This is a genomic window from Neobacillus sp. B4I6, assembly GCF_050434045.1.
Classification (GTDB): domain Bacteria; phylum Bacillota; class Bacilli; order Bacillales; family Cytobacillaceae; genus Neobacillus.
Window position 1 is genome coordinate 934,374 of the sequence record NZ_JBNPWB010000002.1, and the last position, 24,400, is coordinate 958,773.

General features: G+C 35.9%; 26 protein-coding genes. 12 read left to right on the top strand and 14 right to left on the bottom strand.

All coding sequences use genetic code 11. From position 1 onward, the window contains the following. Positions 1 to 294: 294 nt before the first annotated feature. Positions 295 to 747 (bottom strand): cupredoxin domain-containing protein, encoded by a 453-nt coding sequence (locus QF028_RS06635; protein WP_214998357.1) that lies wholly within the window; start codon positions 745 to 747, stop codon positions 295 to 297. A gap of 290 nt (positions 748 to 1,037) precedes the next feature. On the opposite strand from QF028_RS06635, the gene mprF reads away from it, so the two are divergent. Both mprF and QF028_RS06645 read left to right on the top strand, forming a co-directional pair. Beyond that, the gene (gene mprF, locus QF028_RS06640) at positions 1,038 to 3,566 is read left to right on the top strand and encodes a bifunctional lysylphosphatidylglycerol flippase/synthetase MprF (protein WP_429464577.1); all 2,529 of its coding nucleotides are present in this window, start codon (positions 1,038 to 1,040) and stop codon (positions 3,564 to 3,566) included. Between the two features lie 145 nt (positions 3,567 to 3,711). Further along, a complete protein-coding gene (locus QF028_RS06645) occupies positions 3,712 to 4,869 on the top strand; it encodes a D-alanyl-D-alanine carboxypeptidase family protein (protein WP_429464578.1) in 1,158 nt (385 codons plus the stop codon). A gap of 42 nt (positions 4,870 to 4,911) precedes the next feature. On the opposite strand, the gene modB is transcribed toward QF028_RS06645, so the two are convergent. From modB to QF028_RS06660, 3 genes are all read right to left on the bottom strand, one after another. After that, positions 4,912 to 5,568, bottom strand: coding sequence for a molybdate ABC transporter permease subunit (gene modB, locus QF028_RS06650; protein ID WP_429472213.1), 657 nt, complete (start codon positions 5,566 to 5,568; stop codon positions 4,912 to 4,914). 8 nt (positions 5,569 to 5,576) lie between these two features. After that, positions 5,577 to 6,371, bottom strand: a complete 795-nt coding sequence (modA, locus tag QF028_RS06655; RefSeq protein ID WP_429464579.1) for a molybdate ABC transporter substrate-binding protein — start codon at positions 6,369 to 6,371, stop codon at positions 5,577 to 5,579. A 121-nt stretch (positions 6,372 to 6,492) separates the two neighbouring features. Then, positions 6,493 to 6,735: a YkuS family protein gene (locus QF028_RS06660; RefSeq protein ID WP_026563751.1), complete on the bottom strand. Its 243-nt coding sequence runs from the start codon at positions 6,733 to 6,735 to the stop codon at positions 6,493 to 6,495. Positions 6,736 to 6,837: 102 nt separating this feature from the next. Between QF028_RS06660 and QF028_RS06665 the strand changes: the two genes are divergently transcribed. Further along, positions 6,838 to 6,969 carry a YuzL family protein gene (locus QF028_RS06665; protein WP_168244763.1) on the top strand — a complete coding sequence of 44 codons (132 nt, stop codon included), beginning with the start codon at positions 6,838 to 6,840 and terminating at the stop codon, positions 6,967 to 6,969. Positions 6,970 to 7,014: 45 nt separating this feature from the next. On the opposite strand, the gene QF028_RS06670 is transcribed toward QF028_RS06665, so the two are convergent. Then, complete coding sequence (locus QF028_RS06670; protein ID WP_214998363.1) at positions 7,015 to 8,634, bottom strand: ABC-F family ATP-binding cassette domain-containing protein; 1,620 nt, start codon at positions 8,632 to 8,634, stop codon at positions 7,015 to 7,017. Positions 8,635 to 9,012: 378 nt separating this feature from the next. After that, the gene (locus QF028_RS06675; RefSeq protein ID WP_429464580.1) at positions 9,013 to 9,615 is read right to left on the bottom strand and encodes an SCO family protein; all 603 of its coding nucleotides are present in this window, start codon (positions 9,613 to 9,615) and stop codon (positions 9,013 to 9,015) included. 184 nt (positions 9,616 to 9,799) lie between these two features. Between QF028_RS06675 and QF028_RS06680 the strand changes: the two genes are divergently transcribed. Continuing rightward, positions 9,800 to 10,192, top strand: coding sequence for a CidA/LrgA family protein (locus tag QF028_RS06680; RefSeq protein WP_429464581.1), 393 nt, complete (start codon positions 9,800 to 9,802; stop codon positions 10,190 to 10,192). Next, positions 10,176 to 10,853, top strand: a complete 678-nt coding sequence (locus QF028_RS06685; protein ID WP_214998366.1) for an LrgB family protein — start codon at positions 10,176 to 10,178, stop codon at positions 10,851 to 10,853. Before QF028_RS06680 ends, QF028_RS06685 begins: the two co-directional genes overlap by 17 nt. A 66-nt stretch (positions 10,854 to 10,919) precedes the next feature. Here QF028_RS06685 and QF028_RS06690 read toward each other — a convergent pair whose 3' ends face one another. Next, positions 10,920 to 11,063: a hypothetical protein gene (locus QF028_RS06690; RefSeq protein WP_214998367.1), complete on the bottom strand. Its 144-nt coding sequence runs from the start codon at positions 11,061 to 11,063 to the stop codon at positions 10,920 to 10,922. A gap of 47 nt (positions 11,064 to 11,110) precedes the next feature. Here QF028_RS06690 and QF028_RS06695 point away from each other — a divergent pair, with 47 nt between their 5' ends. Then, positions 11,111 to 11,329, top strand: coding sequence for a cold-inducible protein YdjO-related protein (locus tag QF028_RS06695; protein WP_251032777.1), 219 nt, complete (start codon positions 11,111 to 11,113; stop codon positions 11,327 to 11,329). Positions 11,330 to 11,377: 48 nt separating this feature from the next. Here QF028_RS06695 and QF028_RS06700 read toward each other — a convergent pair whose 3' ends face one another. From QF028_RS06700 to yhfH, 3 genes are all read right to left on the bottom strand, one after another. Then, positions 11,378 to 11,626: a transcriptional regulator SplA domain-containing protein gene (locus QF028_RS06700; protein WP_214998368.1), complete on the bottom strand. Its 249-nt coding sequence runs from the start codon at positions 11,624 to 11,626 to the stop codon at positions 11,378 to 11,380. Between the two features lie 17 nt (positions 11,627 to 11,643). Then, the gene (locus QF028_RS06705) at positions 11,644 to 11,817 is read right to left on the bottom strand and encodes a hypothetical protein (protein ID WP_214998369.1); all 174 of its coding nucleotides are present in this window, start codon (positions 11,815 to 11,817) and stop codon (positions 11,644 to 11,646) included. 149 nt (positions 11,818 to 11,966) lie between these two features. After that, a complete protein-coding gene (gene yhfH / locus QF028_RS06710) occupies positions 11,967 to 12,101 on the bottom strand; it encodes a protein YhfH (protein WP_088088609.1) in 135 nt (44 codons plus the stop codon). A gap of 298 nt (positions 12,102 to 12,399) precedes the next feature. Here yhfH and QF028_RS06715 point away from each other — a divergent pair, with 298 nt between their 5' ends. Both QF028_RS06715 and fdhF read left to right on the top strand, forming a co-directional pair. Beyond that, positions 12,400 to 14,553: a PAS domain S-box protein gene (locus QF028_RS06715; RefSeq protein WP_429464582.1), complete on the top strand. Its 2,154-nt coding sequence runs from the start codon at positions 12,400 to 12,402 to the stop codon at positions 14,551 to 14,553. A 146-nt stretch (positions 14,554 to 14,699) separates the two neighbouring features. After that, positions 14,700 to 16,760, top strand: coding sequence for a formate dehydrogenase subunit alpha (gene fdhF / locus QF028_RS06720; RefSeq protein ID WP_429464583.1), 2,061 nt, complete (start codon positions 14,700 to 14,702; stop codon positions 16,758 to 16,760). 164 nt (positions 16,761 to 16,924) lie between these two features. On the opposite strand, the gene QF028_RS06725 is transcribed toward fdhF, so the two are convergent. Both QF028_RS06725 and QF028_RS06730 read right to left on the bottom strand, forming a co-directional pair. After that, a complete protein-coding gene (locus tag QF028_RS06725; protein ID WP_429464584.1) occupies positions 16,925 to 18,226 on the bottom strand; it encodes an MFS transporter in 1,302 nt (433 codons plus the stop codon). Positions 18,227 to 18,450: 224 nt separating this feature from the next. Further along, a complete protein-coding gene (locus tag QF028_RS06730; protein WP_429464585.1) occupies positions 18,451 to 19,947 on the bottom strand; it encodes an MFS transporter in 1,497 nt (498 codons plus the stop codon). 362 nt (positions 19,948 to 20,309) lie between these two features. Here QF028_RS06730 and QF028_RS06735 point away from each other — a divergent pair, with 362 nt between their 5' ends. The 4 genes from QF028_RS06735 to QF028_RS06750 all read left to right on the top strand — a co-directional run bounded on the left by QF028_RS06735 (position 20,310) and on the right by QF028_RS06750 (position 23,787). Beyond that, a complete protein-coding gene (locus QF028_RS06735; protein ID WP_429464586.1) occupies positions 20,310 to 21,647 on the top strand; it encodes a TrkH family potassium uptake protein in 1,338 nt (445 codons plus the stop codon). A 30-nt stretch (positions 21,648 to 21,677) separates the two neighbouring features. After that, the gene (locus tag QF028_RS06740; RefSeq protein WP_088088601.1) at positions 21,678 to 22,331 is read left to right on the top strand and encodes a potassium channel family protein; all 654 of its coding nucleotides are present in this window, start codon (positions 21,678 to 21,680) and stop codon (positions 22,329 to 22,331) included. Positions 22,332 to 22,402: 71 nt separating this feature from the next. After that, positions 22,403 to 23,551, top strand: coding sequence for an acyl-CoA dehydrogenase family protein (locus tag QF028_RS06745; RefSeq protein WP_429464587.1), 1,149 nt, complete (start codon positions 22,403 to 22,405; stop codon positions 23,549 to 23,551). A gap of 74 nt (positions 23,552 to 23,625) precedes the next feature. Further along, the gene (locus QF028_RS06750) at positions 23,626 to 23,787 is read left to right on the top strand and encodes a hypothetical protein (protein ID WP_429464588.1); all 162 of its coding nucleotides are present in this window, start codon (positions 23,626 to 23,628) and stop codon (positions 23,785 to 23,787) included. Positions 23,788 to 23,861: 74 nt separating this feature from the next. Here the strand turns inward: QF028_RS06750 and QF028_RS06755 are convergent, their stop codons facing one another. Together QF028_RS06755 and QF028_RS06760 are read right to left on the bottom strand one after the other, a co-directional pair. After that, positions 23,862 to 24,041 (bottom strand): H-type small acid-soluble spore protein, encoded by a 180-nt coding sequence (locus tag QF028_RS06755; protein ID WP_214712142.1) that lies wholly within the window; start codon positions 24,039 to 24,041, stop codon positions 23,862 to 23,864. A gap of 104 nt (positions 24,042 to 24,145) precedes the next feature. Next, positions 24,146 to 24,325 (bottom strand): hypothetical protein, encoded by a 180-nt coding sequence (locus tag QF028_RS06760; RefSeq protein WP_429464589.1) that lies wholly within the window; start codon positions 24,323 to 24,325, stop codon positions 24,146 to 24,148. Positions 24,326 to 24,400: the final 75 nt, after the last annotated feature.

Consider the following 24,400-nt stretch of genomic DNA (forward strand, 5'->3'; position numbering starts at 1 on the left):
TTTTGTATTTACTTTATGAATTGAGTATAACAGATATATTGTGAAAAAAGGTACGCATATTAGTAACTAATTGTTAAGGTTTTGTGAAGTCTTATTTAAAGGGATATTTTTCATTATCCTAGGCTGATTAGTTCTGACATTTAGATTGTAAAATATAAACTGTACTATAATTATTAATGATAACAGACAAACTGTTATATAGAAAAAATCCAATAATAACAAGTTGTTAATGGTATTAATTAATAAAACAGAACTACAATTGGAATAAAAAAAGCAGGAGAAAGATCTCCTGCGTTAATCTACCACAATATAAGCAATCATTGGGCCATTTCGGGAACGGTCTGAATGAACCTCACAAATCAAACGATAGGTTCCCTCTTTTTCAAACTGGAGCGGAACAATGGTTTCTTCTCCTTTTTTCACTATCCCTTTTATTTTTGTTCCTTCTATATAAAAAGGATGCTCTTCACCGTTAATTCCATTAATAAATAACCTTACTTTTTCATTTTTTTCTAAGAAAACTGTACCAGGATCCCAGCGGTAAGCCTCCATTTCTTTTCCGTTTTTCATTTTTGTACTGAATTCCGCAGTGACCATGTGAATTTCACGGATATTTGCTTTTCCTTGCTGATTAAAGACAGTTGTATCTCCAGCTTTTAACATGAACCATGCCGATAGCGAAACAAGTACAACACCAATAGCTACAAAAAATAGTAGTGTTTCTTTTTTAAATACTACAAATTTCATTTGCTGCCCCCTCGTATATTTGTCCTACTTTATTCATATGCCTATTAGGTGAGTAAACTTGTCTCTTTTTTATTATTTTTGTACTCCTTTTGATAAATAAATCTCTTTACTCTTCTTCCTCTATCGATGGTTGAACATTTAAAAAAATGTCTACAATGAGTATTAATATCCAGCAATGTGACGAAATATTTCTTTGTTTTTCCTATAGAAAAGTTTATAGTAAAATCAGGAATTAAAGAACACTTGCGGAGACTAGGTTGAATTAGCTGAAAAATTAGGTGGTTAGCTTGTTGGGGATTCGAAAAGAAAAGATTTTAAAAATCGCTAAATTTATTTTCCCGTTGTTACTGTTAATCTTTGCAATTATTGAAATAAAAAAATTCACCCAAAACTTAAATATGCAGTTATTGAAGGATGAACTAAATCATCTTAATATCGGACTTCTTCTATTAATAATAGCAATCACCTTTGTCGCTGTTTTACCAATGTTGCTATATGATGTGATATTAGTCAGGATATTAAAATTGAAAGTCCCAATTCGGGATCTTTTGGAACAATCATTCATTGCGAATTCCTTTTCAAATTTAATCGGCTTCGGTGGATTAATAGGGGGAATGTTAAGGACGTACTTCTTTCATAAGCTTGAACAGGACAAGCGAAGGCTTTTGGGGGTTATTGCTTCTGTATCCTTATTTTATTTAACTGGGGTATCAGTTTTATCATGGATCGTTATTATAAAACATCGAAATTTTCCACTATTTGTTGATACAAGATGGCTCTATTTTGCAGTTCTTGGGGTCGGTTTATACTTACCGCTTTTTATAATCATCCATATGATTAAGTCAAATAAGGGCAGTCAGTCACTATTAAGTAAAAATATTACTTTGAAGCTTATCTTGGTTTCAATTATCGAATGGCTCGCGGTATTTTTTGCAATTTTGATCTTATGCAGGATTTTAGGGATTTCAATTACTGCAGACAGTCTATTTCCTGTCTATATTGTAGCAGCTTGTGCAGGCATCATTAGTATGATTCCAGGTGGGCTAGGGTCCTTTGATTTAGTGTTTATTTGGGGGATGCAAGAGTTATTTATTCCCGAAGAAAAAGTGCTTGTTTTGCTTTTATTTTACCGGATTGGGTATTATTTTTTACCATTCCTTTTAAGCCTTGTATTCTTTGTTAAGCTTTATTGGGAAAAATGGAACCAAACCTGGAATGATCTTCCTAAAGCTGTTATCCAAGGATTTAGTCATGTCTTGTTAACGATGCTTGTTTTTTTATCAGGTTTAATCTTGCTTTTATCTGCAAGTATCCCTGGAATTATGTCCAGACTAAAGGTAGCCCAGGAGCTTTTATCGTTTCCAATCATTAACGTATCACACCAATTATCGGTGGCTGCAGGGTTTTTGTTACTAGGATTATCTCGAGGAATTGAATATAGTGTGAAGAGAGCGTATGAGTTAACAATGTTCGCTCTAATTCTAGCGGCATTATTCTCTATTTTTAAAGGGATTGATTATGAGGAAGCGATATTTTTAATTATCGTCGCCCTTTTACTTAGGATGTCAAAAGGTCAATTTTATCGTGAGAGTTATGTACTGACTTGGGGAAAAACGATCTTTGATATTACGATTATTCTAATGATTACTGCAATGTATCTCTTAATAGGGTATGCAAACCTGCCGATCTCAAAAATAGAAATCCCTTCCAAGCTTTTGCCTTATGTTATTGTCGATTATCGGGATTTATTTACGAGTGCTGTTATAGGACTTGTCATTGCTTTATTAATACTTATGTTTGGCTATTTAATCAGCTTGCCTAAAAAGTGGTCATTGGAGAGGTCCAATGGTCGAGATAAAGAAATTATTGCACATTTAACCAGGTATCATGGAAAGGTACTTTCCCATTTGATTTTTTTACATGACAAATTAATCTTTTGGAACAGTAAAAAGAATGTTTTATTATCCTATCAACAATATGCAGACAAGTTAGTTATTCTCGGCGACCCGATTGGGGAAAAAAACGAATTATCAAATGCAATTGAGGAATTTCAAGAAATAGCCGATTTACATGGTTTTACTCCTGTTTTTTATCAGGTAAGTGACGATATGCTTCCGTATCTCCACGGCCATGGCTTTGCTTTTTTTAAATTGGGTGAAGAGGCGTTTGTTGATCTGAAGAATTTTTCCCTTTCAGGAAACAAAATGAAGGGCTTACGGACATTAAGAAATAAATTTGCTCGAGCAAACTATTCTTTTGAAGTAGTTGGCCCTCCATTTTCACCAGGGCTGGTGGAAGAACTTAGAGAAATTTCTAATGAGTGGCTTCTAGGGCGAACTGAGAAGGGTTTTTCTTTGGGGTTCTTTGATGAAGAATATTTAAATAAGGCGCCGATTGCCATTTTAAAAGATGAAAATATGCAAACACTTGGCTTTATGAGCATTATGTATGTTTACGATGACTATCAGACGATATCTGTTGATTTAATGAGATTTAGACCCAAAGTATCATCCGGTACTGTTGATTATCTCTTCCTCTGTTTATTTGATTGGGCAAAGGAACAAGGGTACGGCCGCTTTAATATGGGGATGGCCCCACTTGCGAATGTAGGATTATCAAGGTTTTCTTTTCTAGGCGAGAAAATTGCTGCGCAAATTTTCCTGCACGGACACTTTATTTATCATTTCCAAGGTCTGAGAAAATTCAAGCAGAAATATACAAACATTTGGGAGCCTAAATACTTGGCTTATCGCAGAAAATCATCATTACCATTAATAATGGCTCAAATAACTTTATTGATATCAAAAAAAAGAAATTAGAACTATTACCGGCGGGAGTTACCTGCCGGATTTTCTTTTTCCTATAATTGAACTTTAATTTATAATTTCTATTTTGAAACTATTATTTTGCAAAACTATCTGGTAATATTAATTAGGAAATAATGTAAAAGTTGGGTGTTATCTATTGAAAAAGTTTATATCGGTAATTATTTTTATACTACTTATTTGTTCTAACCATTTAAACACCTTTGCAGCAATAAATGGTCCGATAGAACTGAAAAGTAAGGGGGCTGTTCTGTTAGATTCAGATACAGGTGCTATTCTCTTTGCGAAAAATGCCAATCAAAGAATGTACCCTGCAAGTCTAACGAAAATAGCAACTGCAATCTATGCAATTGAAAAGGGAAACTTGGACAGTATCGTAACTGTTAGTGGTAATGCAGTTAGACAAGATGGAACAAGGGTATATTTAGATGAAGGGGAAAAGATCCCTTTAAAGAAATTGATCCAAGGCATGCTAATTAATTCCGGAAATGATGCAGCTGTAGCAATTGCGGAACATTTAGATGGAAGTGTCGAACAGTTTGCTGTTCATTTGAATGGGTATTTAAAATCAACGATTGGTGTCAAGAACACCCATTTTATCAATCCCAACGGTTTGTTTGATAAAAACCACTATACGACAGCAATGGATTTAGCAATAATAACTAATTATGCAATTAAGAATCCTATTTTTGCTGACATCTTTGGAACAAAAGTCCTCAAATGGGAGGGGCAATCTTGGAAAACGAATATCCTAACCCACCACCGCATGCTTAAAGGAGAGTTAGCTTATCCAGGAATAACTGGCGGCAAAACAGGGTATACAAGTGAGGCAAAACAAACTCTAGCTACTACAGCTAGAAATGCCAAATTAGGGTTGACAGCAGTCGTTTTAAATTCTGAACTACAAAGAGAGAAATATGATGATACAGCTCGCTTGTTTGATTATGGTTTTAAGAACTTTCAGCATTCAATATTAAAGCAAGGTGAGATTTTTAAAAAGGATAATAAAGAATTTTGTCCTGAAATGGATACCTTAGTAACAGAGGCTATTAATGGAGCTACTAAAGAGGTAAATAGTGAGGGAAAACTTTCGATAAAAAATAATAACGGACAAGTTGTCCAGTTAGTAACACTAAAATATATGGAGCCAATTCCTGAGAAGGTTTCCGCTAAAAGTGAAAAAATTAGTGTGAAGAAACAACAGGTTTCCCATTTTAATGCGATATATGGGATAGTAATTATCGCATTTGCCGGAATTTTTATTGGTGTTAGGAAGAAATTTATTAAAAAGTACTAGTTCTACTATTAAAGCCATGAAAAGGATGAAACCTTTTCATGGCTATTTTTGTGTTACATTGGTAGCAAGTAACATTAAGGATGAGATAATAATCATCGATATGACAAGGAGCCAGGCTAATTTCATGTTCCCAGATTCCATGGCTATATAAATGGCGGTGGGAGCAGTTTGTGTTTTTCCGGGAATATTTCCGGCGAACATGAAGGTTGCTCCGAATTCACCTAGTGCTCTTGCAAAACTAAGAATAAGGCCCGTAATAATTGATCTTGTAGATAATGGCAGGGTTACAAGTAAAAATACATTCAGTTCGTTTGCACCATCAACTCTTGCTGCTTCTTCTATTCCCTTATCAACAGATTGAAAACCAATCTTTACCGTTTGGTACATTAAGGGAAAAGCAACAATGGTTGAAGCAATCACTGCAGCAAAAGGTGTAAACATAATGGAACTATCAAATAGTTTATATATTATTGATCCAACCGGACTATTCCCACCAAAAAAGAATATCAGTAAAAATCCGATCACTGTAGGGGGCAATACGATAGGAAGCAAAAGAAAAATTTCAATGAGCATTTTTCCCCTAAAGAGTCTTTTTGATAGTAATCTAGCAAATAAGATTCCAAACACAAACACCAAGGTAACAGAAATAGACGCAACCTTTAGCGATAAAATAATGGGGGACCAGAATTCACTTTGCATCAAAAAGATCAATCCAATACTTTAAAACCATATTTTTTAAATATCGCTCGTGCCGTTGGAGTTTGTAAATAATCATAAAATAGGGAAACCTCTTTCTTTTTAACAGATGACTTTATTATACCTGCAGAATAAATAATTGGTTCGTGAGATTGTTCATCAGCGACAGTAACAACCTTTACTTTATCAGAACCTTTTAGATCTGTCATATAGACGATACCAGCATCAACACTATTTGTCTCTACATAGGTAAGTACTTGGCGAACATCTTTTGTTTGAATTATTTTTGATTGTAATCTGTCCCAAATATCGAGTTTCTGCAGTGTTTGTTTTGCATACATTCCTGCTGGTACAGTTGCAGGAGTCCCTATGGCCACTTTCTTTATACCGCTTTTATTCAAATCTTTAAAATTGGTTAACGGTGCTGGTTTGCTTTTATTTGTAATTAATACGATTTGGTTGCTCAATAAATCCGTTTGATTCTGTTCATCAATTAAGCCCTTTATTGCTAGTTCTTCAAAATGATCTTTAGAGGCAGAGATGAAAATATCTGCTGGGGCCCCTTGAATAATTTGTTGTTTTAAAGCACCGGATCCTCCAAGGTTATATAGTATAGCAATTTGTTTATTTGTTTTTTCAAATTGCGTCTTAATTTCCATTAAAGCACTGTCAAGGCTTACCGCTGCAGAAATTGTAATTTCAATTTTCTTAGCCTGCTTGATATCTTTTTCTGGAAGTTTAGTTGAACATGCGGGCAGAAACACTAAAATTACGATAAAAAACCATATCAAACCTTTTTTTTTCATGTAATTCGTCCTTTCAAACATCTTCATTCATAAATCATTATAGCAAATTGATTTAATCATTAAAGAATAGAAACAAAAAAAAGACTAAAGTAAATCCTTTAGTCTTTGAAAAATAACCTGATTATTGTAGTCTACTTTCGACTTGTTGACATACTTCATCAGCAGACAGGCCGTTTGCGTCTATAACTGATCCTTTTGTAAAGGTATCCTGCATACCCATTACATTAGAATCTAGTCCTGTAACCACACAGCAATCACAATTCTGAGCATCCGACTCTTGCTTTAATTCGATCACATCATGTCCTTTTTCACGTAAAGCCTGTTGAACTTGTGCAAGAGATTGTTCCACACCAATTTTTGCCATACAAAACACCTCCTCCTCTAAATTATCTTGCCTAACTTTACCGTAATTATTCGGAATAAGTAGCTATAATCATTCAAAAACTAATAGGGGAGGTGTACAAAAATGGGAAAACGTAAAAAGGATCCATCGACAATCGGGTTGGCTTCCCCGCAAGTAGAAGGTCAGGGAACAACTACAACCGAAACAGGTTCACGGACTGAACCATCATCAAGAAGAAAACAGAAAAAAAGCTAATAAAACAGGCACCCACGTTACAAACCGTGGGTGCCGTCTAATTATTTATTGGTACATCTGTGCAACTTGCTTCTGAATATCATCATTTTCAAGGTATTCATCATAGCTCATTTGCTTATCTACTAAGCCTTTTGGCGTTAATTCGAAAATTCGATTGGCGATTGTTTGGATAAATTGATGGTCATGGGACGCAAAAAGCAACGAGCCCTTAAAGTTAATTAGACCATTATTAAGAGCAGTAATCGATTCTAAGTCTAGATGGTTAGTTGGTTCATCAAGAAGGAGGACATTCGCACCATTTAACATCATTTTAGAAAGCATACAGCGAACTTTTTCTCCCCCGGAAAGAACACTTGCTTTTTTCAGTACTTCTTCACCAGAGAAAAGCATTCTACCTAAAAATCCTCTTAAAAAGCTTTCGCTGTCATCTTTAGGTGAGAACTGACGAAGCCAATCGACAAGGTTTAATTCACTGTTCTCAAAATACTCGGAGTTATCCTTAGGGAAATAAGCCTGTGAAGTGGTAATACCCCATTTAAAGGTACCACTATCAGCTTCCATTTCACCCATTAGAATTTTAAACAGTACTGTCTTAGCTGCCTCATTTGTTCCGACAAGAGCGATTTTATCACCTTTATTGACGATAAAGCTAATGTTATCAAGAACTTTTACACCATCAATAGTTTTTGTTAAACCTTCGACTCGTAACAAATCATTCCCGATTTCACGATCTGGTGTAAATCCAACAAAAGGATACCGGCGAGATGAAGGTCTAATGTCATCAAGCGTAATCTTATCAAGTAGCTTCTTACGAGAAGTAGCCTGTTTTGATTTCGAGGCATTGGCACTAAAGCGTGCAATAAAGGCTTGTAATTCCTTGATTTTTTCTTCCTTCTTTTTATTAGCATCCGAAGTTAATCTTGAAGCTAACTGGCTTGATTCATACCAAAAATCATAGTTACCAACATAAACTTGAATTTTCCCGAAATCTAAATCGGCAATATGTGTACAAACCTTATTTAGGAAGTGACGGTCATGGGATACAACAATGACAGTATTTTCAAAGTTAATTAAGAAATCCTCGAGCCATTGAATTGCTTTGATATCTAAGTGGTTTGTAGGCTCATCGAGAAGTAAAACGTCTGGTCTGCCGAATAAAGCTTGTGCAAGCAGCACTTTTACTTTTTCTGACCCCGTGATCTCTGACATTTTCTTATAATGAAGATCTTCACCTATGCCTAGGCCTTTTAGAAGAATAGCAGCTTCTGGTTCCGCTTCCCATCCATTCAATTCAGCAAATTCACCCTCAAGCTCGGCAGCTTTCATACCATCTTCATCTGTGAAGTTTTCCTTCATATAGATTGCATCTTTTTCCTGCATCACTTGATAAAGTCTTGTATGTCCCATAATAACTGTCTTTAATACTTCGTATTCTTCATATTCAAAATGGTTTTGTTTTAACACAGCCATCCGCTCATTTGGTCCGAGCTGGACAGTTCCCGTTTGTGCTTCAATTTCACCAGATAGAATTTTTAAAAAGGTTGATTTTCCAGCACCATTTGCACCAATTAATCCGTAGCAATTACCAGGTGTAAATTTAATGTTTACATCCTCGAATAACTTCCGGTCTCCATACCTTAAGCCTACGTTACTTACAGTAATCATATTTAAAACATCCTCCAAGAACAAAATATCTACTGATTATACCATTAAAATAGTAGAAGAGCGAATTCTTTCAGACGAAGTTCATTTTAAAAGAAAAATTTTCTAAAAAAATTTCTCCGATTTCACACTTTATTCATATTTTTGATGTAGAATTGGGATATGAAGCAAGTAAAAGAAGGTGTGAGAAATATGGCGAAGAATCAACTGTCTGAACTCGTTAACAAGTTAAAAAAGGCCGGTATAAAAGCGAGTTTAACAAAACCAAAGTCTAATTACCTTTTGTCTTTACAGCAAATAAAAAAATACCCTTCATCCGTGAATTAAAGAAAAAAAGTAATAAAAAGCGATTAATCCCAAGTGGACTAATCGCTTTTTTGTTTAGTCTAATTTATCCATTACTGTGTCATAAACTTCTTTTTTATTAAAGTCTTTTCCCATTGGAAACTTGTCGATGAATTTATTGTTTTCATCAACCAGGAAGGTAAAGGTTGAATGGATGAATTGACCATTGCCAGGATCTTTAAATTGAAATTGCATCGCATCTGCAACCTTTTTCATTTCTTGGCGGTCCCTTTTTATGTTTTGCTTGTCTCCTGTTAAGAATAACCATTGTTTGTTATTCTCTATCTCAAACCCCTGCATATAACTAGTTAATATCTCGGGAGTATCTCGATATGGATCGATGGTAATTGTTAAAAATTCAATATCCTTACCAAAAACGCCAATCTTTTCAAAATCTTTTTTCAAGTCAATCATTTTTTCGGTGGTTGTTGGACAAATATCAGGACAATGAGTGTAGATGAATTCAACAAGTTTTAATTTGGTATGATCCATACCAAAATTATATGAATCCCCGTTTTGGTCTATCAAGGTAACTTCTGCAGGTATTTTCGCATTTGCATCGCGAATGAGAAAGAAAGAAATTCCTGCTGCAATCCCAATAAACACAGTAAGACTGCATATTAAATAGATCTTTTTCATATGTATCCCTCCTACCATTAAGATAAAGAAGTTATTCGAAAAAAGATATGGATATTTTGTGAACAAAAGTTAGTGCAAATTTAAAGTGATTCCTTTATACTGTAGTATTATTGATTATATTTTTAAAAAATTTAGAATATTGCCGATTGTACTTTTTTATTCCAGAGAAAAGGAGGGGGATTTAGTGAAAAAAGTACTGGCATTTTCTAGTCAAATATTGATATTAATTGTGATTTATCAGATTGGAAATCAAATTGTACGAATTCTTCATTTGCAAATACCAGGAAATGTTATAGGTATACTACTCCTTTTAGTTTTACTCTGGACAGGTGTAATAAAAGTCGAACAAATAGACGTAGCGTCCACATGGTTATTAAAACATTTAAGCTTTTTTTTCATTCCTATTGCCGTAGGATTAATGACATTGGGGCCAATCTTCATACATAAGGGCGTCATTATCTTATTTGTCCTTGTAACAAGTACTTTTATTGGACTTTTATCGGCAGGTAAGGCCACCCAATCAGTGATAATGAAAAAAGAAAAGGTGAAAGTGAATTATCATGATCACAGTTTATAGTATTTTCCTAACAATTGTTGTCTATAAACTATCTCGTGGGTTTGGCCAAAAGTATTCCTCCCCTTTAACGAGCCCAGTATTCTTAAGTACATTCATCATTATTATCCTGCTAGTAGGATCACATATTACTTATCGTGAATATATTCCTGCTAAAAAAATTATGACTTACCTGCTCGGTCCAGCAACAGTAGCCTTAGCAGTGCCAATCTATAAAAATCGGAATTTGATTGCAAAGTATAGAGTTGCTGCTTGTGTTGGACTTTTAATTGGGTCATTTACAACGATTACCACTGCCCTAGTTATTGCTAAATGCTTCTATTTCTCTAAAATGCTACTTCTTTCGTTAACGATAAAGTCAGTTACGGTCCCAGTTGCAACAGAAATAGGGAAAATAATAAAAGCTAACGTATCACTCATCGTTGCTTTTGTTATTCTTACTGGAATGATTGGAGCTATGTTTGGTCCAAAGCTTCTGACTATGTTTAAAATTCATCATCCTTTTGCTCGAGGCTTATCAATCGGGACGATAGCACATGGAATTGGCACAGCTGAAGCAGTCAAGGAGGGAGAAATCCAAGGAGCTGTTGCTGGAGCAGCAATGGGAATTGCCGCCTTATTAATTTCGTTTATCGTACCATATCTAATTCCTTATTTTATATAGAAAAACTAAAGCCTTCCATTTATCAGGAAGGCCTTAGTTTTTTCATAATTCAAATACAAAAAATCTCTACTTTTCTTTTTTATTATCAAGGTACATTTCTGCAAGTAGCTTCTTAACTTCATTATAACTTAAGCCTGATTGGCTATTTAACCTCTTAACTTCTTCGATATCCGTTCCAACAATTGTGTATTGGTTTTTATTTGTAAACATTATTTTTCCAACTCCTATGGAATTTATGGAAATGAAAAGCCACTTTTTTGTGCATACTAATAAAAAAGGAGGCGGTTCCCATTTTTTACGGTAAAAGAGCTAAAGAAGAAGAAATTGAAACAATCTTGGTTGATACTGAAATCTATTCTTGTATAGATGAAGCGTGTATAGGTTGGATGAGGAAAGATTTTGTGGCAGATGACTTACTCTGCCCAATGTGTGGCAATGAAATGTTACAGGAAATGAGAGAACTTCCGCAAATTTAAGAATTTATATATTTGTAAAGACTGTCATAGATAAATGACAGTCTTTTCTTATTCACCAAAATCAAAAAAATGTGTATCATATGCCTTTTTTGCTGCATCAGAGCTGCTAAAAAGTGCATCATCATCTTCAAGGTCAAGGAATTTCTCATTAAGATATAACGCTAAGTTATCAGGGTTATTTGGATGTTGGACAATTTCGGCGGCTTTAATTTTTGCGGCAGTTAGAAAAGTAGGATTCCGATAAATAATATAAACTTCATCACCCAGTTTAGCATTAGCTATATCAATCATTCCCATATAATTTAACCGCCTTTCTAAAGATTTTCATTTTGCTGTTGAATCTCATCTCCGCTAATTAACGTGTTGGCTTCTTCAAGATTTCTAAGTTTATCCACTGAATCGCCTGAAACAGTTTTCGTACGACCAGCAAAAGTTTCTTTTAGAGGGTCTCTGGTTTGTTCTGTTCGAGAATCATCCTTTTTAAACATTCATTTCAACTCCTTATCTAAAGGGTTTGCTTCTCTAAAAAGGTTTATGCCTTCCTAATTCTCTCCAAAACGGAAATAAATTGAATACAGTAGATATCATTAATGAGTTAATATCAAAAAACTCTCCAAAAATGGAGAGTTTTTTTGAACTATTCCTCTTTTTTAGCTAAACAGCGGTCACATTCCATAAAGTAACTTTCTGCTTGTTCCTCCATGTGCTGACCACACTCTGAACATTCCTTTTTTTGCAAAGTACGAAAAAACTCAACTGGACTCATTAACATAATAAAAATCCCCCTTTATTAATACAGTTTATTTGAATCACTCTTGTTATAGTACAGTATAGCCGAAATAAATAAAAATGTGTAGACTTTTTTTAAAAAAAATCTGCCATTTTAAAAAAATAAGTCTTTTATCACAAGAATTAATTTATTCCTTTTTTCTTGTTTTAATATGACGGATATTTTTCGGTTAAAGTAAAGGGAAATTGACAATCTTCGATATTTGGTGCTTCCATAACATTACGATTTACATTACAATCATAGTAGAAAAGCAATATAGAAAGTGGGGAGATGCTGGTAAATGAATGCAATGATCGGGACTTTTCAACCTTATTACATTATTATTGCCATTGGTTTAACCATCATGGCATCATATACAGCATTAGATATGTTTACCTTAATTAAGTCGTCTGAAAAAAATAAGAGGCTCCTGTTTTTGGGTGGAACATTATCTATGGGAATCGGGATTTGGATCATGAACTTTATCGGACTCATTTCAGCAGATACAAATCGGTTCGCAAGTTATCAAATTCCACTTACGATTCTTTCAATGGCTATTGGGATTGCTTTTACAGGAATGGCTTTCCTTTCATTTTATGGAAAACAAATTAAATATTATCATTTAATCGTGGGCAGTGTATTTCTAACCTTTGCAGTAATTGCAATACAGGTAATCGGATTATATGCAATGAATGTAAATATTAAATTTAATTTCCTCTTGCTTGTTTTTTCAGGACTTTTAATCTTTGGTTCCTTTTTATTTTCTTTATGGATTCTTTTTTCTTCAAAAAGTTATACCCAAAGTAATCAGGTTTGGGTAAAACCAATTAGTGCAATCATTATGTCATTAGCAATTATCGAAGGTCATTTTCTTTTAAGGAGAGCCTCATTTACGACACCAAAAGTTCTTGGGGGATCAAGCGCTGATAGTCCATTTATTATTTATTTGGTACTTTTCGTATCAGTATTAATAATCGGGGGACTTATTTTATCTAGTACATTAATTAGTAAACAATTAATGACGACGGATACAAACTTAAAAGACATCAAAGCTGCACTGGATGCTTCAACCATTGTTGCGATTACAAACCCAGTAGGAACAATCATTTTTGTTAATGATAAATTTGAAGAAATTTCTAAATATAAAAAGGAAGAGATTATCGGTCAGAACCATAGAATATTAAATTCTGGCTATCATTCTAAAGAGTTTTTCAAAGACCTATGGCGTACGATACAAGCTGGACAAATATGGCGCGGGGAAATTCGTATTAAAGCAAAGGATGGGACGTTTTATTGGGTCGATACTACAATTGTTCCTTTTTTGAATAAAAAAGGTAAACCTGTCCAATATATTGCAATACGATCAGATATTTCTGACCGCAAAAAGGCGGAAGAGCATCTTAAGGATACAATTAAAGAGAATATTGATATAAAATTTGCACTTGATCAATCCTCAATTGTCGCATTTACAGATGCGAAAGGAATCATCACCAGTGTAAATCACAAGTTCTGTGAGATATCTAAATATAATCGAGAAGAAATCCTGGGGAAAGACCACAATATTCTAAATTCTGGTTACCACTCAAAGGACTTTTTCAAAAATCTTTGGAAAACTATCGGCTCTGGAAATGTCTGGAAGGGAGAAATTAGAAATAAAGCTAAGGATGGAACTTATTATTGGGTGGACACAACCATTGTTCCATTTATTAATGGTCAAGGAAAGCCATACCAATACCTTGCAATTCGCAATGATATAACAGAGCGGAAGAAAACAGAAGAGGTCCTCCATCGCCAGGATAAGCTCGCGGCTGTAGGACAATTGGCTGCAGGTGTTGCTCATGAAATCCGTAATCCACTAACATCGATGAAAGGGTACGCGGAATTCTTGCAGTTAGACGAAAAAGATCCGGAGCGAATGGAGTTTTTGAGTATCATTCTAGATGAAATTGAACGGGTTAATACGATTGTTGAGGACTTTATGGTATTGGCAAAACCAAAGGCAGTGGAGTTGGAAGAAAAAAATGTTGTTCCTGTTATTAAGAATGTCGTCTCTTTGCTAGAATTCGAAGCGAGAAAGAAAAATGTTCGTTTGACCTTTGATTGTAATCATGAAATTATTCAAATTGAATGTGATGAGAATCGCTTAAAGCAGGTATTTCTGAATTTCATTAAAAACGGAATTGAAGCTATGCCTAATGGTGGCGAATTACATGTTAAAACAATCATACATGATAATAATGTCCAAATATCTATTCAAGACACAGGAGTAGGAATATCCAAAGAAAAATTAAAGAAACTAGGAGAACCTTTTTACACAACCAAGAAGAATGGTAACGGCTTAGGCTTAATGGTTAGTTTCAAAATTATTGAAAGCCATAATGGTAAGGTGTTTGTGGAAAGTGAACTTAATAAAGGAACAACCTTTAATATCTTATTACCGGCAAAAATTGCCTGAAAGCGGGGGATCTGATCTCTCGTTTTTTTATTTCCAAAATTTTCATTCAAGAAAAAGACAAATATTCTTTGAAAAAGAAATCCACATTCTTATTAAATAGATTAATATGGTAATAGAGGTATTAATGTTTTTATAGAGGAGTGAAAATGGTGGGAGAAGCAAATTTTGTAAAAACGATCTGCGGTTACTGTGGTACTGGATGTGGCTTAGTCCTTGAAGTAAAAGACAACAAAATCATGAAAATTCGCGGTGACAAGGAAGCTCCAGTGAACAAAGGGCAAACATGTGTAAAAGGCGCATTTGCCTATGAATACGTACATGCAAAAAATAGATTAACATCTCCACTAATCCGAAAAGCAGGAAAGCTAGTTGAAACCACTTGGGATGAAGCATATCAATTCATTGCTAGTCAATTATCCAACATAAAAACTATGTGGGGTCCAGACTCGATATCCATGTTCGCTTGCGCGAGAAATACAAACGAATCCAATTTTGTAACTCAAAAATTTATGAGGGCGGTCATTAATAGTAACAATATTGATGGCTGTAACCGTACTTGACACGCCTCTAGCGTTGCCGGTCTGGCAACTGTTTTTGGAAGCGGTTCACCGACTAATACACTAGATGATATTGATCGAGCAGAAGTGTTACTTTTGATGGGTTCAAATACAACAGAGGCACACCCCATTATTGCAAATCGTATGAAAAAAGCTGCAAAATCTGGTTTGAAAATAATTGTCATAGATCCAAGGAAAATAGAAATGGTAAAATCCTCCCATCGCCATTTGCAATTAAATGTGGGCTCAGATATTGCTCTTATCAATGCTTTCATTAGAGTCATCTTAAAAGAAGGTTTATACAGTCCGGAGTTTGTCCAACAGGTTACGCTTGATTTCGAGAAGTTAGAAAAGCAAGTCGAGCCTTTTACGCTGGAATACGCTGCATCGATTACCGGTTTAAATGCAGAAGACATTGCTGCAACTGCAAGAGAGTACGCCACCTCAAACGGTTCAATGATTGCGTACACGCTCGGGATTACGGAGCATCACTGTGGTGTAAATAATGTATTTGATATAGCAAACCTTGCGTTATTAACTGGGAATATCGGTAAACCAGGCTCTGGTGTCATGCCGCTTCGAGGTCAGAATAATGTTCAAGGTGCGGGTGATATGGGCTGTTTGCCAAACCAATTAACAGGTGGAATGAGCATAGCAAATAGTGATTCCCGGGCGCGGTTTGAAAAGGAATGGAATGTTGACCTAAACCCAAGAGTGGGTGACACACAAACGAGAACTTTTGATCGGATCGAGACGGGTGAATTAAAGGCACTTTATGTCATTGGTGAAAACCCGCTCCTTGCTGATGTTCATATGAATCATACACAAACATTGTTTGAAAAGCTTGATTTATTAATTGTTCAAGATATTTTCTTAACGGAAACAGCAAAAATGGCTGATGTTGTATTACCAGCACGTTCATGGGGTGAGGTGGATGGAACATATACCAACACCGACCGGAGAGTTCAAAGGGTTCGCAAAGCGGTAGAACCACACCCTAATGTGAAAGAAGACTGGGAAATCCTATGTGATCTTTCTACGATTATGGGCTATCTTATTCACTATAACAACAGCGAAGAAATCTGGGATGAAGTTAGAAAACTAGCTTGGGAGATGTACGGGGGCATATCGTATGAAAGACTTGAAAAAGAGTATGGTATTCATTATCCTTGCCCAGATGAAAACCATCCAGGAACACTTATTTTACACGAGAGGTTCCACCAAATGGAGTCGACATCAACAAAGTCAGCATTTGTACCGGTAGATTATACTGCACCATTGGAACTCCCTGATGCTGAATATCCATTTACACTAACAACAGGAAGACGTTATGAATCTTACAATACACATTCTCAGACGCGTCATTATGCTGCTGGAGTTAAATTAAAACAAACAGAAGAGACAGTTGATATTCATCCAAACGATGCTGCAGCTTTAGGTATAACAGATGGTGAAGTGGTACAGGTTCGCTCGAGAAGAGGAGAACTACTAGTAAAGGCGAAGATTACCGAACAAGTAGTCCCAGGGCTCGTTTTTATGAGCTTCCACTGGAGTGAAACACCGACCAATGTCTTAACCTTAAATGAATTTGATCCTATTTCAGGAACAGCCGAATATAAGGCTTGTGCGGTTGCGATATCTAGGATATAGAGAATTTTTAAATCAACGCAGTTTAATGACTGCGTTTTTTTAATTGGCTAAGTTAAAGCTCATTGTTAATTTTGGCACATGTTGATTGGAGCGGAAAGCTGCGCGCCTGGAGCGCAAATCAACAGCCAAGTTTAATATCGCCTTATTAAAAAAACAAGTCGGAATTATCCGACTTGTTGTGTAAATGATTTAGCTGCTGTAGCTTTTCTTTGATAGAAATACCAGTTGAGTCCAAATGCCACTACATAAAAAGCAATAAAGAAGTAAAAAGCTGTAACAGGAGTGCCCGTCGCCTTAACTGACCACCCGAAAAGTTTAGGAATAAAGAATGAACCATAGGCTGCAAATGCCGCTGAAAACCCAATTACTGGTGCTGCTTCTTTAGGAATAAAAAGGTTCGGAATCATTTGGAAAGTCGAGCCTGAACCAATACCAGATGCAACGAACAGAATTAAGAAGGATAATAAGAATCCAGCAAATTGTTTTCCATTTAGGAAATAAATAACCCCTGCAGCGCCAATTCCCATGATGACTAAAACATAGGAAGTTACCTTTGCACCCCCAAGTTTGTCTCCCATCCAACCACCAACAGGTCTTGAAGCTGCGGCCACTAATGCACCAAGAAAGGCAAGTGATATATGCTCAGGGAATTGTGATCTTAATAAAAGCGGAAATGCCGCTGAATAACCAATGAATGAACCAAAAGTCGCTACATATAGGGTTGTCATAATCCAAGTATGTTTCCGTTTTACAATCACAAATTGTACCGAAACTGATTGCTTTGCACCTGGTACATTATCCATTTTAAACATTGCTAAAACTGTCAAGATGACAATAGGAATCACCCAAATAAATGCGGCGTTTTGTAACCAAACTTCCTGACCATTTGCCAAAACTTGTTTACCGCCTACTAATGCAAAAGTTCCTGAGGTAACTATTAATGGTGTAACGAATTGAACGACAGATACACCCATGTTTCCTAAACCGCCATTAATACCAAGTGCTGTCCCTTTTTCCTTTTTTGGAAAGAAGAAGCTAATATTTGCTGACGAAGATGAGAAGTTACCGCCGCCAAGTCCGCAAAGGGCTGCAAGCAATAACATGATAGAAAATGGTGTTTCCGGATTTTGAACCGCAAAGCCAATACCAATCGCTGGAATTGCTAAGATTGCTGTTGAAATTACCGTCCAGTTTTTTCCGCCAATGGAGCCGACAGCAAATGTGTAAACAAAACGAAGTGTCGCACCAACAAGGCCAGGAACTGCTGCAAGTGTAAATAATTGTTCTTCGGTGAAATGGAAACCGATGTCGTTAAGTCTAACGGCAACGACTGACCATATCTGCCAAACGATAAAAGCGATCATCAATGATGGTACTGATATCCACAGATTTCGTCGTGCATGTTTTTTTCCTTCTGCGTTCCAGAATTTTTCGTCCTCTGGATTCCAATAATTAATCCTGGTCATAATATTTCCTCCTAATTGTGATCAAATTTTAATTTTTATAAAGTGAGAGTTGTTTGTGTAATTACTATAAAACAGATGGTAACATGAATTTTGTGACGTACGTCACAAAAACAGTGAACGAACTGTGAACTCAAGGAAGTTGACAAAAAGTTGTAATAAATTGCCCAAGATTATAAAACAAAAGAGACCTTCCACGGGGAAGATCTCCTTTTGTTCTGCCTTTTTTAGGATTTTTCGTTATCTTCATAGAACATACCTACAAAGTTTTTTGTTTCACCTGCGTCATCTTTAATGGCTGTAATAGTTAGCCATTCTCTGTAAATTTCATTGTTTTTGCGTTTGTTCCAAATATAACCTTCCCAAACCCCGTCTGTTTTTAAACTAAACCACATTTTTTTGTAAAACTCGTTGTCATGTTCACCGGATTGAAGAACACTTGGGGTTTTACCGATTACCTCTGCTTGACTATAGCCAGTGATTTTTGTGAATGCGGGATTAACGCTTTGAATAATGCCATTAACATCGGTTACACAAATACCATCTAAGGCATGGTTTACAATCTTTGCAGAAATATCCAACTTATCTTGATAATATAGCCATACTACGATAACCAGACTTGCTAAGGAAAATTCAGATAGGGACATAAACCCAATCGCATAATGACCAGTCCAATCAAAGAGAATCGTGAGAATGATTGGCGGGAAAAAACCACCCAGTCCTCCCATGGCAGAAACAATTCCATTCACAATACCCGCTTGATTGGAAAAATATAAAGGGACTAGTTTAAAGATAGCGCCATTTCCAATTCCCGCAAAGAAAGCAACTAATAAGCAACCAAAGGAATATATCGGCAGTGATGGAGTAAATGACAAAAGAAATCCTGCAAAAGTTAGGCTAAAGAAAACAGCCATTAAAATAAGAAAAGGATTAACTTTATCGCCTAACCATCCACCTATGGGTCTAAAAAAGGTTGCCAAAGCAATAAAACCTGCTGTCCGGAGTCCTGCATCGACTTTATCTAATTCAAAGTGATTAACTAAAAACGATGGTAAATAAATGGTGAAAGCAACGAAGGAACCAAACGTGATAAAATAAAATAAACTTAGAAACCAAAGTTTTGGATTTTTATATACCCCTTTGATTTGTTCGAGTAAGGAAATGTTAACTTTTCGTTCCTTTTTGTCCCCAAATATAAAGTTTAAAATAGCAAAGATTAATACAACTATCAGGAAGATTTTAATGGTGTTTCTCCATCCATAGGTGGTAGCAAGTACGGGTGCGGAAAAGGAAGTGATTGCCGTACCAATATTTCCTGCCCCGTAAATTCCGTTAATAAACCCATGCTTTGTTTTTTCATAATACTTGGGAAGAGAGGTAACACCGATGGAAAAGACAGCGCCGCCAATCCCTAGTAAAAATCCTCCTAAGATTAATGTTAATAAGGAATTAGCATAGCTTAGCAACGCAATTGGAATGAGCAGTATAATAAAGCTGATTGTAAATAAAATTCGAGCGCCATAGCGATTGGTCCAGTAGCCAATCGGAACTCGAAGAAGTGAACCGAAGATAACAGGGACCGCCGTAGTCCAAGCAATTTGAGATGAAGTAAGTTGGATATCTACTTTAATAAACGGCATTAGTGATGATATCAGTACCCAAACCATAAAACCTGCTACCAGACTTCCAGTTTGTATAATTAGTTGTTTTGACCCTTGTTTCATAACAATCCCCCTTCAATTCCCATGCTATTTTATTATTTCCTCCAAAAAGTCGTTATATATTTAGAAAGAGTATTTATGAACATGGAAAATTTTACTTCTTGTATTATAGAACAACATATAGTCAATCAACAGTGAGTTATGACACACATTTGACACACTCATGGTAAAAAATTTTTTAAGGTGTACCAATTCCCATCTTTAATTTACATGTTTTGTTCGTAATTGTATATTTTTCCTGTATTATAGATTTACAATATTTAAAAATAGAGGCATGAACAAGGAGAAAAAAATTAAGATCATAGATAACACATGATTATTATTTGTTTGTTAAAAATAACATTAAAGTAGTAAGGGAGAAAACTATGCTGCGCAAAAAAATATATCTAGATCCTCCAAAAATTCTTGTTCTAGGTTTTGGTTTGATCATATTACTAGGAACATTTCTACTAACCATGCCTGTTTCGACTACAAATGGGCAAGGTTTGTCATTTTTAAACGCCCTGTTCACTGCAACCTCTGCAACATGCGTAACAGGTTTAGTTGTCGTAGATACCGGGACCACATTTTCGATATTCGGTCAAGTGGTTATTTTATGTATGATTCAAGTCGGTGGACTTGGATTTATGACGTTTGCAACGTTTTTTGCCTTCCTATTAGGGAAGAAAATATCTTTAAAAGAAAGGCTTCTACTTCAAGAATCATTAAATAATTTATCAATGGAGGGGATTGTACGGCTAGTAAGACGAATTTTAATCTTTACAGCGGTGATTGAGATACTTGGTGCTGTGCTTTTATCTATCCGTTTTTCCTTTGACATGCCGATAGGAAAAGCGATTTATTATGGGATTTTCCATTCGATTTCCAACTTTAACAATGCGGGATTTGACTTAATGGGGGAGTTTCATAGTTTAACGAGTTATGTTGACGATCCAACCGTTACGTTGACCGTTAGTGTATTAATTATCTTAGGTGGAATTGGCTTTATGGTTATGAACGAACTATTTGAATATCGTGTTTCAAAACGGCTATCATTACATACAAAGATTGTCTTAATGACGAGCAGCGTTTTAATAGTAGTAGGTACAGCTGGTATATTCCTGCTTGAATATTCCAATGGATTAACGCTAAAACCATTGTCGTTTTCAGGGAAAATCCTTGGGTCATTATTCCAATCTGTTACGGCAAGAACAGCAGGGGCTAACACATTAAGTATTGGTGATCTAACGCAATCATCATTATTATTAATTGTGTTACTCATGTTTGTTGGTGCATCGCCTGGGTCGACAGGCGGGGGGATCAAAACCACCACTTTTACAACGCTCATTGGAGCTGTTTGGTCACAAATTCGCGGGAAAGAGGATGTTATTTTTTACCGTCAGCGGATTGAATATGAAACGATTTATAAAGCATTAACCGTCACATTTAGCGGGTTATTTCTCGTCATGCTAATGACGCTCATTCTAACCATTTCTGAACACGGACAAGATTTTTTAACAATAGTATTTGAGGTAACTTCTGCCTTTGCAACAGTCGGGCTATCGATGGGATTGACACCTGAATTATCACCACTTGGCAAGGCATTGATAATTTTTACTATGTTTGCTGGCAGGGTAGGACCATTAACTATTGCTTATGCGGTGACAATACGCAGAAAACCTGATGCATTCCGGTATCCGAAGGGAAAAATCACGATTGGGTAGTTTTTTACACCAAGGAGGTACAAGGAGACAATGGCTAATCAATATGCAGTGATTGGATTAGGTAGGTTTGGACTAAGTATTGCCAATAAGTTATATGAATCTGGGCAGGAAGTGCTTGGAGTCGATGTGAATGAGGAACGAGTTGAAGAATCCCATCCATTCGTTACTCATTCCGTGATTGCCGATTCAACAGAAGCTGAGGCATTAAAATCGATTGGGATCCGTAATTTTGATACAGTTATTGTAGCAATCGGAAACGATATTCAGGCAAGTATCCTATCTGTTTTATTATTGAAGGAACTTGGTGTAAAAAAGGTGATTGCCAAAGCATTAAATAAACTACATGGTCAAGTATTAAAAAAGGTTGGGGCAGACTGGGTCGTCTTTCCTGAGCGAGATATGGGAATTCGAGTCGCCCATCAGCTGTTATCACCTAATGTCTTAAATTTTATTGAGATTTCGAAGGATTATAGTGTAGAGGAAGTAAAAATCCCCGATAGGATGATGGAGAAAACCTTAAGGGAACTAGATTTAAGGGCAAAGTTTAATTTGAGCGTCATCGCGATTCGGCATGAAGATGAAATTAACATTTCACCATCTCCTGATGAAAAAATTAATTACGGTGATGTACTAGTAGTAATCGGTGAAAACCGCGATTTGGAAAAATTCGCTAATTTAGAATAAGAAACAAACCCCTGGTTAATAAGACTAGGGGTTTGAATGATTTTTTGTTAATGGGATAGGAGAGATGAGAGATGAACTTTCAAGAAAAAGATACATTAGATGAACGAATAGAGTTTATGAGAATACTTTCAAAACAATTCCTATTACGAGCACATCAGGTAGATATAGAAGGTAGTTTCCCGTATGCAAATATTCAGGATCTGAAAAATACAGGTTACACGGCATTAACTGTTCCTTCAAGGCATGGTGGAGAGGATATCTCGCTTTATGAACTAATTCGACTCCAAGAAACGATTGCACAAGGTGACGGGGCAACAGCACTTTCGATTGGATGGCATATGGGAATTATTATGAATCTAAATGAAAAAAGCTCTTGGGATGAGTCGATCTTTAAGTATCTTTGTAAACAAGTGAAAAATGGAGCATTAATAAATAGTGCTCAAAGTGAACCGAAGACTGGAAGTCCTACACGAGGCGGCAGACCGGAAACCACAGCAGAAAAAAGTCAGAATGGCTGGGTTATTAAAGGGAGAAAAACATTTACTACCATGTCCCCCGTCCTAGATTACTTTATAGTTAGTGCAACAATCAAAGAAACCAATGATGTGGCCAATTTTCTACTTCCTCGATCCACAAAAGGATTGGTTATTGAGGAAACTTGGGACAGTATCGCGTTAAGAGGAACAGGGAGTCATGACTTAATTTTGGATAATTGTTTGGTAGATGATGAATATCTTGTGGAAAAGTTTAGTTCGAACGGAAAAAGAGCGAATGGATGGCTACTTCATATTCCAGCATGTTATCTGGGCATAGCAAAAGCGGCCCAAAGATATGCTATTCAATTTGCTAAAGAATATTCTCCGAATAGTATTGTCGGACCAATTATCGATTTACCAAATGTTCAGCAAAAACTTGGAGAGATTGAGTTGAAATTAATGCAGTCCGAGTATTTCTTATATGGGATTGCAAAACAGTGGGATCATTCAAACGATCAAGCTAGGGAAAAAATGGGGGCTGCTTTAGGTGCAGCAAAATTAACAGTTACCAATAACGCAATCGAAGTTGTTGATTTAGCAATGAGAATCGTAGGTGCAAAAAGTCTTTCATTGAAAAATCCGTTACAGCGGTATTATCGAGATGTAAGGGCAGGCCTTCATAATCCACCAATGGATGACATGACGATACAATTACTCGCCAGGGATAGTATTTTAAATCACTAACAAAATTTAGAACTTATTTTTTTATGTTATTTTTCCGCCATATTGGAAACCTTAACATAAAGGAGTGAGGAATAATGCCTAGAGGTAAAGAATTAGAACAACTTCCAATGTCGAATATCGCACCAGGTGCAGGAAAAGATGCAAGTCTGAGCAATAGAGAAAGTCTTGGGGGTATTGTCCAAGGAGAACAGCCAGAACCAAGTGATATAGAAAAAGAGAATGAAGATATGGTGTAAGGCAGGAATTCAATCCTGCCTTTTAAGTTGTAAAAAAAAGACGATCTTTTCAATGAAAAGATCGTCTGAAAAAATTATTCCTCGATAAGTTCTCCAATTTCAACAACTGAACGTTCTTCCAAAGGGCCTCGTAAATGTACTGTTGCTGTATGTCCATCTTCATTTAATTGGTCAATCCAAACCGATGTACCATTATATTTTACTTCTATATCAGCAGATGATGACAAAATTTGTTTTACACGGTTAATATTCATTATATTCACTCCTATAAAAATAGTCATTTAATGATCTTCATTTCATTCCAATAAAATACATTCGCAACCGTTTTCTTCTATTATATAATTGGCATTAAAAATTCTTAAGGGTAGTTGATATGTATACCATTGGTAGTTCCTGGCTCGTCATCATCACCCAAGCTATTAAGATAATTTTTAAGCTCGACTTGGAGATCTTTTGGAGCACCAGGCTTTAAATGCCAATTTCCTGGTTCATCAACAAAATATGGGCTTTTTGTAAATTCAGGCCTAATTCTGGGCATCGTATTCTCCTTTTAAATTTTTTCTACATTCCTCTGTGTATATGCTATCCAATCTTTAAGGAGTTCATTCAAGTA